This window comes from Sphingobacterium sp. UBA1897 (assembly GCF_002337775.1).
Taxonomy (GTDB): Bacteria; Bacteroidota; Bacteroidia; order Sphingobacteriales; family Sphingobacteriaceae; genus Sphingobacterium; species Sphingobacterium siyangense.
The window spans coordinates 188,388-203,072 of the sequence record NZ_DDGR01000040.1; the positions used below are offsets into that span (position 1 = coordinate 188,388).

Annotated in this window: 13 protein-coding genes; 4 read left to right on the forward strand and 9 right to left on the reverse strand. The window is 40.2% G+C overall.

Features of this window, described 5'->3' with window-relative positions; genetic code table 11:
- Positions 1 to 35: 35 nt before the first annotated feature.
- On the reverse strand, positions 36 to 1,115 hold the full coding sequence (bioB, locus tag B4N43_RS25030) for a biotin synthase BioB (protein WP_286736889.1): 1,080 nt from the start codon (positions 1,113 to 1,115) through the stop codon (positions 36 to 38).
- Positions 1,116 to 1,258: 143 nt separating this feature from the next.
- Between bioB and B4N43_RS25035 the strand changes: the two genes are divergently transcribed.
- A complete protein-coding gene (locus B4N43_RS25035) occupies positions 1,259 to 2,743 on the forward strand; it encodes a PLP-dependent aminotransferase family protein (protein WP_286736892.1) in 1,485 nt (494 codons plus the stop codon).
- On the opposite strand, the gene B4N43_RS25040 is transcribed toward B4N43_RS25035, so the two are convergent.
- The 5 genes from B4N43_RS25040 to B4N43_RS25060 all read right to left on the reverse strand — a co-directional run bounded on the left by B4N43_RS25040 (position 2,740) and on the right by B4N43_RS25060 (position 8,195).
- Positions 2,740 to 3,273, reverse strand: coding sequence for a MepB family protein (locus B4N43_RS25040; protein WP_286736894.1), 534 nt, complete (start codon positions 3,271 to 3,273; stop codon positions 2,740 to 2,742). The two genes, B4N43_RS25035 and B4N43_RS25040, sit on opposite strands and share 4 nt — an antisense overlap.
- Positions 3,263 to 3,814 carry a dihydrofolate reductase family protein gene (locus tag B4N43_RS25045; protein ID WP_286736896.1) on the reverse strand — a complete coding sequence of 184 codons (552 nt, stop codon included), beginning with the start codon at positions 3,812 to 3,814 and terminating at the stop codon, positions 3,263 to 3,265. Before B4N43_RS25045 ends, B4N43_RS25040 begins: the two co-directional genes overlap by 11 nt.
- A gap of 393 nt (positions 3,815 to 4,207) precedes the next feature.
- The gene (locus tag B4N43_RS25050; protein ID WP_286736897.1) at positions 4,208 to 6,178 is read right to left on the reverse strand and encodes a DUF3857 domain-containing protein; all 1,971 of its coding nucleotides are present in this window, start codon (positions 6,176 to 6,178) and stop codon (positions 4,208 to 4,210) included.
- A gap of 180 nt (positions 6,179 to 6,358) precedes the next feature.
- Positions 6,359 to 7,630 (reverse strand): carboxypeptidase-like regulatory domain-containing protein, encoded by a 1,272-nt coding sequence (locus B4N43_RS25055; RefSeq protein WP_286736899.1) that lies wholly within the window; start codon positions 7,628 to 7,630, stop codon positions 6,359 to 6,361.
- Positions 7,617 to 8,195, reverse strand: coding sequence for an RNA polymerase sigma factor (locus B4N43_RS25060; RefSeq protein ID WP_075994067.1), 579 nt, complete (start codon positions 8,193 to 8,195; stop codon positions 7,617 to 7,619). Before B4N43_RS25060 ends, B4N43_RS25055 begins: the two co-directional genes overlap by 14 nt.
- Before the next feature lie 81 nt (positions 8,196 to 8,276).
- Here B4N43_RS25060 and B4N43_RS25065 point away from each other — a divergent pair, with 81 nt between their 5' ends.
- Both B4N43_RS25065 and B4N43_RS25070 read left to right on the forward strand, forming a co-directional pair.
- On the forward strand, positions 8,277 to 10,139 hold the full coding sequence (locus B4N43_RS25065) for a vWA domain-containing protein (protein WP_286736902.1): 1,863 nt from the start codon (positions 8,277 to 8,279) through the stop codon (positions 10,137 to 10,139).
- A 231-nt stretch (positions 10,140 to 10,370) separates the two neighbouring features.
- Positions 10,371 to 10,781 (forward strand): hypothetical protein, encoded by a 411-nt coding sequence (locus tag B4N43_RS25070; protein WP_145328302.1) that lies wholly within the window; start codon positions 10,371 to 10,373, stop codon positions 10,779 to 10,781.
- Positions 10,782 to 11,124: 343 nt separating this feature from the next.
- Here the strand turns inward: B4N43_RS25070 and B4N43_RS25075 are convergent, their stop codons facing one another.
- Positions 11,125 to 11,787 (reverse strand): DUF6266 family protein, encoded by a 663-nt coding sequence (locus B4N43_RS25075; protein ID WP_201667301.1) that lies wholly within the window; start codon positions 11,785 to 11,787, stop codon positions 11,125 to 11,127.
- Between the two features lie 471 nt (positions 11,788 to 12,258).
- Between B4N43_RS25075 and B4N43_RS25080 the strand changes: the two genes are divergently transcribed.
- Positions 12,259 to 13,314 carry a fatty acid desaturase gene (locus B4N43_RS25080; protein WP_286736908.1) on the forward strand — a complete coding sequence of 352 codons (1,056 nt, stop codon included), beginning with the start codon at positions 12,259 to 12,261 and terminating at the stop codon, positions 13,312 to 13,314.
- Between the two features lie 8 nt (positions 13,315 to 13,322).
- Here B4N43_RS25080 and B4N43_RS25085 read toward each other — a convergent pair whose 3' ends face one another.
- Both B4N43_RS25085 and B4N43_RS25090 read right to left on the reverse strand, forming a co-directional pair.
- Positions 13,323 to 13,796, reverse strand: coding sequence for a helix-turn-helix domain-containing protein (locus tag B4N43_RS25085; RefSeq protein WP_075994063.1), 474 nt, complete (start codon positions 13,794 to 13,796; stop codon positions 13,323 to 13,325).
- Between the two features lie 477 nt (positions 13,797 to 14,273).
- Positions 14,274 to 14,456, reverse strand: coding sequence for a hypothetical protein (locus tag B4N43_RS25090; protein ID WP_088162842.1), 183 nt, complete (start codon positions 14,454 to 14,456; stop codon positions 14,274 to 14,276).
- Between the last annotated feature and the right edge of the window lie 229 nt (positions 14,457 to 14,685).

The window sequence follows — 14,685 nt, forward strand, 5'->3', positions numbered from 1 at the left end:
CTGCCGAATTAGTTTTGTTATTTGTTTTGCTGCTGTTATTTGTTTTGCTGCTTAGCGATATTGCGCTGGATTTTATGTTCGGGTCTTGACCATTTTGGTCTTTCACCAAGATCATGGTAATGCGCCATCTCAGTTGCGATGGTTTCGGGTTGATTTTTTTTCTCGAATGGCTGTTGTGGTACCAAACCTAATGTTTTAAACATGTCCATGTCTTCATTGACATCGGGATTGGGCGTGGTGAGGAGTTTGTCGCCTGAGAAAATCGAATTGGCTCCCGCGAAAAAGCATAAAGCTTGCCCTTCTTTACTCATGTTGGTACGTCCTGCAGAAAGGCGAACTTGTGTGGTGGGCAATAAAATTCGGGCTGTAGCCACCATGCGTACCATTTCCCATATCGAAACTGTTTCCATGACTTCCATTGGAGTACCGCTTACAGGAACGAGAGCATTGATCGGTACCGATTCGGGTTGTGGGATGAGTGAAGCAAGTGTGATCAACATCGCGGCACGGTCGTCTATACTTTCTCCCATCCCAATAATACCACCACTACATACGGTTATATTTGTTTTACGTACATTTTCGATTGTTTGAAGGCGATCATCATAGCTTCTGGTCGAGATAATTTCCTTATAGTAATCGGCAGAGGAATCGAGGTTGTGGTTGTAGGCGTATAGTCCAGCTTCTGAAAGGCGTTGTGCTTGGTTTTCGGTCAGCATTCCTAGCGTGCAGCAGACTTCCATGTCAAGTTTATTCAGTGTTCGGACCATATCAAGTACATGGTCAAACTCAGGGCCATCTTTAACATTGCGCCAGGCGGCCCCCATACAGATCCTTGAGCTACCTCCAGCTTTGGCCGCCAGTGCCTGCTCTTTTACCTGCTCTACACTCATTAAGCCTTCCGCTTTTACATTCGTATGGTAACGTGCGGCCTGGGGACAATAGGCGCAGTCTTCGGGGCACCCACCTGTTTTTATTGATATCAATGTGGACACTTGTACTTTGTTGGGGTCATGATATTTCCGATGTATTGATGCCGCATCATAAAGCAGGTCCATTATTGGTTTGTTGTATAAAGCGACAACTTCTTCCTGCGTCCATTTTGGTTTTGTTTCCATATTAATGCTAAGTTTTTATGCTAAAATCAAATCTATTTTACTTAATGACCATTCGGATTTCGTAATTCAATGCGATTATTTTTTCATGATGATTGCAAAGATTATAGTTTAAATGATAACTTTGGTAGTCCGAAATAAACATAATGAGTAGTCCGGTTAGTATAGGTTTTCATTCGATTATTAAGATAGATCGCCGTAAGGAAGATGCCATCTATCTACAGATCGTTTATCAATTTATCAATGCTGTCAAGCGAAATCTATTGGAAGATGGAGATCTGTTGCCCGGAAGCCGGAAGATTGCTGAAGAACTGAACGTGCACCGAAAAACCATTGTAGCCGCTTTAGCGGAATTGCAGGAACAGGGCTGGGTAAAAATTTTGGCTAATCGCGGGACTTTTGTGAAAAATCCTGAGCTTATCGGTACTTCCGGGTCGGCGATTGAAGCATTTAGACAGCCACCTGATTTTGCACCTTACTTTTTTAGAAAGGAACTCATATTGGATATGCCTATTTCAGAGGTTCCCGAAAGGTACTATTTTACGGATGGAACACCTGATTATAATGTCATTGGAGCGGAGGAACTGGTGCGTTTTTATGCATCCATGGTGAAACGGAAAAAGAAAAGTGATGATTTTCCGACGACGACTGAAGGAAATTTGTTTTTTAGGGACCAGTTAAGCTATTATCTGAATTTAACAAGAGGGTTTCATCTTTCCCGGAATTTCTTGTTGCCGATTGCTAGCCGCGAACAAATTTTTTCAATTTTATCCCGATTATTGATCCGGCCCGACGATATTGTATTGGTAGAAAATTTAAGTTATTTTTTACCTAACATGATCTTTAGTCAAGCTGGGGCCAAGCTAAAAACCATTCCGGTAGATGCGGAGGGGATGATTGTAGATAAGATCGGAGACCAATTTAGACCCGGAGAAATCAGGTGTATTTACCTCAATACCAGGTGTCAGTATCCAACGACGGTTAACCTTTCCGAGCGAAGGAAAATTCAACTGTTACAGTTGGCCGAGCAGTATAACTTTATCATTATTGAGGATGATGTGGATTTTGAGTCTTCCTTTTTTAAGGAGAAAGGCGAATCACTTTTCCGGAAAAATGGCGGCAACCGTGTGATTTATACAGGTGCTTTCGGTAGTTTCTTTGACCCTGGTTTCCAAATGAATTTTTTGATCGCACCTCAGGATCTGTTGGAAGAGGGAAAAAAGTATTTGAACATCTTCGGAAAGCCGAATTTTATGATCGAGAAGACATTGGGCGAGATTATCCACCAGGGTGATATCTTTCGGTATCAGCGTAAATTTCAGAAAACAATTGCAGAGCGAAAAGAATTGTTTGCACAATTGCTGTTACGGCATTTTGAAGATAAAATCAGATTTGACGTCCCGGCTTCGGGACTGGCTTTTTGGATACAGTTTAATACAGTTGTTTCGCTGACAGCCTTGCAGGAGAAAGTGCGGTCGCAGGGACTGTTGTTGCCGAGTAATTGCCTTTATCAAAATAAAACGGTCACTGCATTGCGGTTGGGGTTTGCTCATCTTGACGAACAAAGTATGGTGGCGGCAATTTCTTTGTTGCGTGCAGCTTATGCCGATTTGGTCGAAAATATCGACTAGCTGCTTTGCAGTATATGGGTCAATTTGTTTTTGGCTTCTTGGTGGGGACCACAGAAATCCACAAAGTATCTGTGCTGCCATTGTTTACTTTTGGTAGCCTGTTTGTTTGTTGGGATGCTCCAATCTGGATAAATACGGAATCCGCGTTTGCCCATTTGAGAACCCGCTGTGAGGATTGTATGTTCAACTAACGCCTGTTTTGGAAAGACAAATAGGCCGCAATGCTGTTCCTGTTCAACCGAAATAAGATAATAATCGAAATGATCATCTGCAGTAAAAGGTATGGTCTGGCCATCGGTGTTGCGTTTCCAGAGTGCAACGAATAATCCTACTTTTTTTGGTGTTATCTTGGCCTTTCTAAATTTGAAGTGTTTGTTGCCCAGTTGAAAATTAACACCATAATAGGCCCTACCTGTTTGATCTTGTGATAGGTTAGAGCAATGGAGCATAAGTATGCTTTCGAGTTGATCTATCACTTTCCTGATCATATGATCGGCGATCTGTGGGGTTGCCTGATCGTTAAGATTCATGTTGGGGGGTATAGATTAACTGAACAACTCCCGATTTGAATGTGACGCTTTGAACAAGTTTTAGGGATAGTCGTTCAGGTAAGTTTTCGAATAAAGGCTTGCCACTTCCCAGGGCAATAGGGTGAACGGAAATGCGATAGACGTCAACAAGGTTAGCTTGAATGAATGTTTTAATTAGATGCGCTCCACCATATAGCCAAATATCCTTTCCGGGCTGTGCTTTTATTTCCTGAACTTGTTTTGCGATGTCAGTCTGGATGAAAGTAGCGTTTTCATCTTGCCTTGCCTGACTAGAAAAAACATATTTTTTCTTCGCATGGACATTTTTCCAAAGATTTATTTCTGTTTCATCGGCCGTAGCGTGCGGCTGGAAATTACCCCAGGCATCATAGCTCACGCGGCCATAAAAGATGGTATCGATCGAAGCCAAAAAGCCATCGAAATCCATGTCATCATCCATAATACACCAGTCAACCTCTCCCTGTGAACCCTCAATAAAGCCATCTAGGGTCATGGCCAGATCCAATATTATCTTTCTCATGTGTGTTTTATTTGTTTTAAACCTGTTGCTTGTGTTCCCGTAAAATAGGAGCTGGGTTAACTCAATATCGGATTGTCAGGATAACATAAAGATAGGGAAATAATAAGTTTTGGCCAAATTGGTGAAGAACGGAGCAAAGAAAAAGCCCAGCAAAGAATGTCTGGGCTTTGAGATTATATAAGGGGAATAATACTTGCTAAAAAAGTGAAGACCTAGTCTTCATCGGTGATAATATCATCACCATCTAATTCGAAACCTTCACCAAGGAAGGTATTCTCTAGTTCGAATAAATCTGAATCTTTAATCATTTTACTATTTTTTTGATATTCAAAGTTATCACCCTTATTTAAGCTAATCGTCAATATAAAATGAAGTTTGTGTTAAGCGATATTGTTATATTTTTTTGAGTACAACATCTAATTTTTCTGCCTGGATGATTCGGCTGAAAAACTCTTTTAAATCAAAATACTCTTCCGGCATAAACAGGGGTTTGTTTAATTGTGTTGCAGATTCTATTATCAGAACGTCCGGTGTTGTATTATTGATTTTGAAAATATACCGGGCCGCACGTTCAGGAAGAGCCATACTGATATTTTTTAATTTTCCTTCCGTTGGATATGTATAGCCTTTTGGTAGTTTGATTTCAATGTAGCACTCTTCTTGGACTAAAGAACCAAAGTCGATTGGGTAATTCCGCTCCGTTAGGTTGAAGGGGTTCTTGGACATTTTGGTGTCAATATAAGGATTGAATAGAAGTTGGTCATTTTGTAGGGTTGCAAAATTCTTAATCTCAATTTCAAACTCCTCCGTTAGTGGTTTGTCAAGAGATTCCCGATTCGATACTTTAAAACTGTTGATTTTGATGCGATTGTTTTCTTCATCTATTTTTTCATAGAATTCTTCTTCAGAATTACTTCCTTGAAGGCGCTCACGCATTTTGGAAGCGCCATAACCGTTACGTGAGGTAATCCATTTTCCTTTTAATGCACCATCTTCCGACAGTTCACCATAGAAGAAATTACTATAACTAGATGAAAGATTTGCCTCGAGTTTTACCCAGTCAGATTCGCCTTCGAGGGGAATTGATCTTCCCTGAAAATTGACACATTTCATCGGGATATTTCCAAACATCTCATAGGGAGAGGTTGCATCCAGCAGGTAGTAGTTTTCACCTATTTTTACCCGGGCAATAACGTGATTGAACTCTGATATCGCTGGTGCATAGAGTCCTGCATAGCCATTCTCACGTGTCGATAAAATAACAGGGATGGCATCTAGCTTCGCATAACGTAGGGCATTGACCAGTCCAAGGTTAATATCGGCGCTATTGCCTGTTCTTTTTTCGATGGCTTCTTTGATATTTTTTGCGTAGATTGAATGGCGGTTATTCCATTTTATTTGTTTCTGAAAATAGGTATACAGCCGTACCGCTTTTTCCAGATCATCTTTTGAATCCTGCAAGACGGGTTCTATGAATTCCTTCAGTGCCGTTTTTCGCTTTACTTGTCCACCAAAACTTTCGTCCTGTACGAGTTTATCCCTGACATTTTCCCACGTGAGCGAGAAGTCTTTTGTCGGTCCCATTGGAATGCTATACCGACCGAGTTCGAAGAAAATGATTGACCTAAAATTTTTAGAAGAGGTCATGTAATCTTCGGTGTGGAAAGCCGGGATATTTTCCATGGTATAAATGGTTTTATTGCCTAAGACTTCTCCAACTTGAGAGTTTAGCCCCGTGTTGTAATTTTCAACCTTTCGGTCACTGACGGCTAATCCCCCCTTTAAATTGGCTTTATAATGAAAAACTTCGGGAATACGCGTGACGTATTGGCTATAAAGTTTCGGGAGATCTTCCTGAAATTCCCAAGCATTTAGGTTAAAGATAAATGGAGATTCTGTACGGTAACGGTATTCAATAATTGTACCTTCTTGGACCTGCGGAATGGCCGCTTTTGTTACCGCATAGTTTTCTGAGGCGTTTTCGTTAAAAATATTCGCTTTCGTCATCTCTGTTTCCACGACCTTATCACCGACGAGGTGATAGGATGCTCCCTTGATGTCCATAAGGACTTCGCGTTCGTTCCCACTTTTATATAAAGGGATGCTGAAATTAGCGTAATCATAAGCTTCCTTATTTAATATTTTAATGCGGACGTGTCTGAAAAATTGAACAACCGGACCTTTGTTTTTATCATAACTAACTTCGGCTGATCCATATTCACGTAAGACAAAGGCATTTGCTGCTGTATCTATTTTGTCAACAGTAATGGCAAAATCTTCCTTTTTTATTTTACCGAACGAAAAATCTTGTGCTTGTAGGGATATACCACTAAGCAAGAGGAGGCCAGTGAAAAAACTTTTCATAAAAAATGACTGTATGGTTAAGAATTATAACACTAAAGTATGAAATAATTTTAAATCCAAACCCTTATAAATAAAATTGATTGAAAAGATAAATGGATCGATAAATTTCGACTGCTTATTTGTCCAGATAGCGAGATAAACTTGTGTTGTAGTCTGATGAGATGCGTAAAGATAGCGTATTTACAAGGTGAATTCGAAGCTTAACGTGACATAGCGGTAGTCTTCGCCTCTCCATTTTGGTCCCGAAAGTAGGATTTCTTTGGCTTTGGCATCGAGGTAATCATTTGCACTTTGGAGAACGCTGATATTTGTTGGGAATCCATCTTTATCGATATAGAAGCTTAAACGGACAGTGCCCTCATAACGGCTTTTAGCTGTTTTTTTCTTGATGTAATTGTTGAACGATCTCCAGCCCCAGATCGGTTCGGCACTTTTTGATTTGCGTGAAGACATCGTTGTGACGACGACTTCATCAAGTGTGGCGCCGGAAGGTTGCAGTTTGATCGTCGTATTTTTGCTGCGACGCATATTCAATGCAACCGAGTTGTAGCCCAGTGCCATGATGTCGACGAGTGAATCCATTGTACTGGGTTGGATGGTCGCTTGTCCCTGTGCGTCGGTATTCGTAGCAAACTTGCTATTGGGTTGAATGATTGTCACTCCCGAAATAGGTAAGCCCGTCTCTTTGTCCCGAATCGTAAGTTGTAGCGGTGTACCTTGTTGTTGTGGGATCGAAATACCTGGAGCCCTGCCTGCAAGTGCATTGTTTAAACTTGAGGTTCCCCGAATCATAATCGTTTGGGAAGCATCTTTTTTCTTTGCCATTGGCGCATAACCGATAACAATTGTACTGTCTGTAGGTCTTAATCCAAATACAGGGCGATCATTATTGAGACCTTCCTTCATTTCTTCCAGTGATTTTACACGTAGGGAGGGTTCCCGGGATAAAACGGTCACCTCTTCCAGTGGGTGCTGTTCATGAAGCCGCGGTCTGTTATTATCTGCTAATTGTGGCGAATGATCTTGAGATCCTATTTTTGAAGCGATATCATCTGAAGGAATGATAGAATCTGCTGTTATAACCTTTGTTTTGGGTTTTTCCTGCGTAATACTCACTTCAGCGGTACGTCTCGCTTCGGATGATTTTTTGTCCTGTTGGCGGTAAAGAAGGAGGCCAACCCCCAACACGATCACTGCTGCTGCGGCGATGCTAAGTCTCTTCCAATCAAAGACCTTTATTTTAGCGGAATTGTCTTTTTCAATACGTTGCGCAATTTGGTTGTTGATTGTTGTAATTACGGTTTTATTCTGATCCATTTCAATACCTATAAGAATATCCGCCAACATGGGGTCACGTTGCGCCTCCCGTTCAAGCGCATACATCTCCGTAGGAGATAGTTCGCCGTTGACGTATTTCTTTAAGTATGCTATGTCGTAATTACTGTTGCTCATTCCAAGCCTCCATGCAATTTTTTAAATTCCGTTTTCCATTCTGAATATAGCTTTTTACTTCGTTCAAGCTATAACCGGTAGATTCACTAATCTCTTTGTAACATTTTTCCTCCAAAAAGAAGAGTCTAACCGACTGTTGCTGTTTGTCTGGTAATTTTCCCAGACAGCCTTCCATGGCTGTTAGCTGTTCTTCTTTTTCATCATATTGTTCATACTGATGCATGTCTCCCGGAAATTTCACAAATTCATCCAAAGAAATTTGAGTTTTGTTCTTTTGAGACCTCAAATACATCAGACAATGGTTCTTGCTTAATACATAAAGCCACCTTGGGAAGTCCTTGATTTCTTGTTTGTTGACTTTGTGTATTAATTCTTCAAAGATATTCATGACAGCATCTTTACTCAATTCGGAATCTTGGAGATACCGTAAGCAAACATAGTATACCATTTCCGTATGTCGTTGGTATAGATCACCCAATACCTGGAGCTCCTTAGACTCCTGGTAGTGCAGCAAGAGCTCGTGGTCTTGTGCTGTATCTATTTTTGACGACTTGAATGCGAACATTTTATTGGTTAAAAATATTTTTTTTTTCTGGTTTATGGAAATTTAATATTTGAGGCATCCCTTGGCAAAAATGTAAAAGATATGAGAGCAATACTTTTTGTAATAGGCTTGTTGCTATCCTTAGGCGGATATGCCAAGCAAGGATATGAGGTTAGGGGGAAGGTTGTCGATGCGAATACAGGAATGGCAATTGTGGGGGTACAGGTGAACAATGCTGCAACCAAAGCACATGTGCAGACCGATGACAAGGGAAACTATCGTATTCAAGTCCTTGATGGCAAAAACATGTTGATTTTTAGTCATATCGGATATCTTGAGCAGCGGATAGCGGTCAACCATCGGTCAAAGGTTGATGTGGCATTGGCGCAGCAAAATAATGCGCTGGATGAGGTTGTTGTGACCGGATATGAGCACAAGGCAAAGCGTCAGACGGCATCGGTGATGAATGTTAATGCGGCTATGTATGGGCAAGTATCGGGTTTGTATATTAGAGGAACGGCGTATGTGCCTAATCAGAACCAAGAATCTTATCAAAAGTTGAAGGAAAATAGCTTTATCAATCCACTTAAGGAGCCTTTATCAACTTTTGCAGCCGACGTTGATGCTGCTTCCTATAGTAATGTGCGTCGATTTATCAATTCGGGAACACTGCCTGAAAAAGACGCGGTACGGGTTGAAGAGATGATCAATTACTTTCAGTATCAAGTGGCCGGGCCTAAAAATGGTGAACCTGTGAATATCGTCACCGAATTGACGAAGGCACCCTGGAACACGACGCATCAGCTCATGCGCGTCACGTTAAAGGCGAAAGATATTCCTACAGCGAATCTTAAAGCTTCCAATTTGGTGTTTTTGATCGATGTGTCGGGATCAATGATGGGACCGGGGCGTCTACCTTTGGTGAAAGCTTCGCTGAAGATGTTGGTCGATCAGCTTCGTGCTGTGGACCATGTAGCCATTGTGACCTATGCTGGATCGGCAGGGGTAAAACTGGAGAGTACGCCTGGTGATGAAAAGATGAAAATAAAATCGGCTATTGAGGAGCTGGAAGCCGGTGGAAGTACCGCCGGTGCTGCAGGAATTAAGAAGGCTTATGAAATTGCGAAGCAACAATTTATCAAAGGAGGAAACAACCGGATCATTTTGGCTAGTGACGGCGATTTCAATGTTGGGGAGAGTAGTGACGAATCGATGGAAGAATTAATTTCCAAAGAAAGTAAATCGGGGGTTTTCCTCACAGTATTGGGGTATGGCATGGGAAATCTGAAGGACAGTAAGATGGAAATCCTTGCCGACAAAGGGCATGGGAATTATGCCTATATAGACAATATTTCTGAAGCACGAAAAGCGATGGTAACCGAATTTGGGGGAACTTTGTTTACCGTTGCTAAAGATGTCAAGATTCAGGTCGAATTTAATCCCAGTTATGTGCAGGCATACCGTTTAGTGGGATACGAAAACCGCTTGCTGGAGGCTGAGGATTTTAATAATGATCAAAAGATGGGTGGTGACATGGGCGTAGGACATGTGGTGACAGCCTTATATGAAATTGTACCCGTCGGTGTAGCGTCGGGGCTGATCGGGACGGTAGATCCCTTAAAATATCAACAGCAAGCGGATCAGGCAGCCGGACGGAGAAATGCTGAACTGGCAACAGTTAAATTTCGGTATAAGGAGCCTGAAGGGGAGAAAAGCAAGTTGCAGCAAAAGGTGGTCGGAACTTCTGTTACGGAATTGAACAGTGTGAGTGAAGATTTACGATTCGTAACTGCGGTAGCGGAACTAGGTCTATTACTTCGTGATTCTGATTTTAAGCAAAAGGCCAATTTTGATCAGCTCATAGCGCGAGCAAAAGCTTCTAAAGGCAAAGATGAGGAAGGTTATCGTGCTGAATTTATCCGTATTGCAGAAAATGCCCGAGATTTATCGAGATCGAAAGAATAAATAAAAATGACTAAATAAGGATTTTCAGTAGCAGCAATCGAAATGCTGCTGCTGGAAATAGTTTAGTTTGTGGAACAATAGCCAAAAAAGTAAATAAAATCTATATTTTTAGGTCATCAATAAAAGGAACGTATTTTGCTTCTGCTGATTGTCGTTATGTGATATTTGGTAAGTAAGTACAATCCGAGCGATAGGTTGTTGCGGTGTATGGAAATAAAAAATGCTAGATAAATGAAGAATTTTTTCTTGTGCTTTCTTTTGGCTATTGGTATTACAGTACCATCGGTAGCCCAAAATGCGAGCTTGAATAAACAACAGACCATGTCTTATATTAATAAGCTGTATAAGGTTGCCTACCATTATAAGGATACAAAAATTGATACGGTGACGGTAGACGGGAAAGTGTTAACAGTCTTTCTTTCCAGTGGCCAGCATTTTCGAAGTGATATTGCCAAATCAGATGTACTTGTCATCGCAAGAGTAAAATCAGGTTATCAAATTCGATTTAAGTCCTCGCCAAGTACGGATGAAATTTTATGGGCAATCCAAACGGAAGAAGATGCCAAACGTCTGAAAAATGCGTTGGAGCATCTGATTAAAATCGTAAAAACCGAAAAAAAGACCGATCCTTTTGGTAGTTAAGTCATATAGCCGAGCTGATCCGATCGGTAATAGAATGTTCGGCAAGGTATGAGCTTGCCGAACTGAATAGAGAAAGTAGTAGGGCTTGCACATGGATATGTGTTGAGGATTGCTGAGGGGGTAACCAAATGCCTACTAGATATAAAGACGATTGGCTTCATGGCCGAAATTGATGTGGCTGTTGAAACCATCGATTGTAAATCACATCGTTTATACTAATTTAAGGTGTTTACATAAATTCAGGGTTAAAATGTTGTTATCTTATTGTAATTAAGTGTGTTGTGTGCTTGTTTCCGAATGGTCTTATTTCTCCTGTTGATGAATTTATTTCCCTGGAGCACCTTTATCCTCTTTCCAAGCTTATATTTCCGAGATAGCTGCTATTCATGCTTCGATTAGTCCCGTCAGCTGCAATAAAACCTAGATATAGATGATATGTATCACTTTGGGTTAGTTTCGGTATTTGAATAGATTCTTGTAAATCCATAATGTAATTATTAAGTAAAACACCTTGTGAAGCGTTTATTGGATTCTCAGGAATGAGAAGTACCAAGGTTCGGAAATCTGTCAGATCTTCATGCAAGAGTTTTTCGGAGCTTTTAAGTTCCCAAGTGATATGGATAGTTTCGTTCAACAATTGAAATGTTGCCCCTGTAATCTCTTCGTCCAAACCTCGACTTAGGGCAATCTTTTCATAATCGATATGAAAACCTTCATCGTCTTTTTGCATAGCATGGTGAAGGTTGTAGGACATTGCAGCATTATAAGCTGTCATATTCTTGGCGTAGGTTGAAAAGCCGAGCCGTATGACTTTCGTGTAAGGGCTTAAGAATTGTTGCATAAGTCCAAATTTGTTTCGGTTGTTTACTTCCTTTTCAGAAAGTGCTCTTTTTTTATTCACTCTCGGAAGAGACCTAACATAATTGATCTCTTTCCACTTACAAAAAACTACAGGTCCCACTTTGCCTGAGGGAGGACCGTTTACACCCTGTGTTACATTTGCCATAATATCAGATTAAATGTGTAGGGCTACTAACACACAACGAATAGATAAGTTTAGTTTAATACATTGAATAATTGTAAATAGCATGTTACATAATAGGGAGCTAATAGGCAGTTAAGACGGCTTTATCCGAATGAGGTCCCTATAAGGTCCCTATAAAGTCCCTATCAAATCCCTTTTAGGGAATTATTTTTTTTGGATGAGATCGCTTGTTGCTGACGTAATGGTTTGCACAAAAAAAGCAGATCCGAGGAGTGATCTGCTTTGACTGATATATATTAGAAGTTGGCTGCTGCGTTAACCTAGTAGTACGGTAAATAGTGGGATCACATATTTTGGGACCCGTTCGTTTTGTTACAGCTTTTGGAAATATTTTTAGAGCTTATTATGGTTATTGGTAGGTAGGGGCATTCTACCTAACATGTTAGATGTCTGCGAAAAAATCCTTATTTTTACCGATAAAATCACATCGAATTGACACATCAGGAAAAGTCGAGCCAGATTAGGAGGGAAATAAATCTTTCCTATCAACAGCTTAAAGGAATGTACCCCATCTTAAAAAGTCAGAACAGTATCGGAATGGCCATATTTGTACTAGCGATCCTGGCCATTGTTGTTGTATCGATAGCTTGGTCTCGCGCTCTTGTTCCGACTTGGCTTATGATTGTCAGTAATGCCTTTTTTATGGGTGTTTTACATGAAATAGAACATGATCTGATTCACTGGCTTTATTTTAAAAGACAAAAAGTGGTTCATCATTTTATGCTTTTTAGTGTATGGATATTACGCCCGTTGACTGTCAATCCCTGGATACGCAGGACCTTGCATCATCATCATCATAAATTTTCGGGTACATTACATGATGTTGAGGAACGCAGTGTGACGAATGGCGAGCAGTGGTCGATCAAACGTTTGGTAACAACGGCCGATGTTGTATTGGGCGGGCTCTTTCGGCTGCATCGTATGTTTAATGATATGGACAAAGAGGTGAAAAATGGGAATCTAAAATTGGAGACTTCTTCAAAACTAAAACGGATTATGTTTTTAAGCATTGTTCCAGTGACTATTTTTGCACATGTGATCTTATATTTCTTCTTTGCAGACCTATTATTTGATTGGTTAAGAGTGGTTTTTGGAGTGAATTTGAGTTTTCCACACTATGTTGATAACATGTTGATAAGTTTGCGTTGGATCATTTATGTTATTCTATTACCAAACTTATTACGCCAATTTTGTTTACATTTTATTACGTCAAACATGCATTATTTTGGCGATGTCGAAGCTGGAAATGTTATTGAGCAAACGCAGGTATTGACAGTTTGGTGGACTTTTCCGATGCAATTGTTTTGTTTCTTTTTTGGCTGGACACATAGCATCCATCATTTTGTTGTCAATGAAACATTTTACGTACGTCATATGGGTCGTAAGAAGGCACAAGAAATCTTACGGAAGTATGGGGTTCGTTTTAATGATTTGGGAACATTTAGAAGGGCAAACCGTTTTCGTGAACTTTCCAACAAAAAAAAATAATAATTTTTTTACCTTTTTTTACGATAGGTTTTATAGTTACCGTGCTGCTGATAGACAAGAGTTCCTTCTTCACAATAGTTTGATAGGTAAACAGAGAATTTATTGCTTTGGCTCTTGTCAATACCCAATTGGACCAATACCTCCGAAACACGTCGTGCTGAGTAGAAAAAATCCGAATGATAGACGAGGTCATCCAGTTTTTTGCTTAGCGTGATTCTTTCCTGCGCATCAGGAGGTAGGGAGTAGGGAGAATTAAAGACAATATCATGCTGAAAAAATATCGTTGGTTGAATTTCCAGGCTACGACATAGGGTTAAAAAATTTGTGAGCGTTAAGTCTTTTCCCTTTTCTATACCATTGAGTGTTCCTGTTGAAATGCCCGTTAGATGGGATAGATCCCGCAATGAATAATATAGATCATTTCGTTTCGCGCGAAAGCGTAAACCAATTGTTTCCAGTAATGCTTTGTCTTCATCCGTCATACAACGAATTGAATGACAATTTGCGCAAAATATAGTTTATTATTTTATTTAAAAATTTGTGTTTGTTGTTTTTTGTTTTATATTTGTTTTAACAGATATTTTTAATCTGGAATAAGGTATGTTTCGTGAAAGTCTATATTGGTTTAAATATCGGATAGGAATAAATCTTTCTCTCGATTAGTAAATAGACTCTACGTCACCGTCCTGTGTAAAATAACCAAAATGATCATTCATCATATAAACATGGGCAAATGAAAAACAAAATAATTTAAGAGCATAGTGTCATTTGGCCTGGCTTCGGTTTCCAAGAATCCGTCAAGTTCCACCGGAGCTAAGGTAAATGGCATAGCACGTCAGCACGATGGCCAGTTCTATGGTCAGTTTCTACCAGATCGTGTATGGCGAAACAAGTCGGCTTGCCCAGCTTCGGTTTCCAAGAATCCGTCAAGTTCCGCCGGAGCTGTGGTGAGTTGCACATTATCGTCCACTCATAAAATAATAAATCAGATAAAATACGATCAATACACAGACTGCGATGATAAGTGTACGTTTTAAATTTCGTCCAGCGGGTTCATCATCTTTTTCCTCAATGGCAACCTCAGGTAATTTCTCCTCCTGTTTTTGGTCGTTATGCTCGGGGATGTCATATTTATTTTCCATGATTCAATTTGTTTGTTATCATAAGTAGAACAGCGGTGGACTGTAAATCGTTGAGTTAGGCCAATTTTTAATTCATATAAAAGGCCTGTTTTGTGGAACTGAGTGCGCGATGTGAATAAATAAAACGGTAAAGCATTGTGTTTTTTCGAGTATTTGCATACATTGCGGCTATATTTAACGCGATAAACCTAAACAACCTGTAAACGCTGCGTTTACAAATAATTTTGCG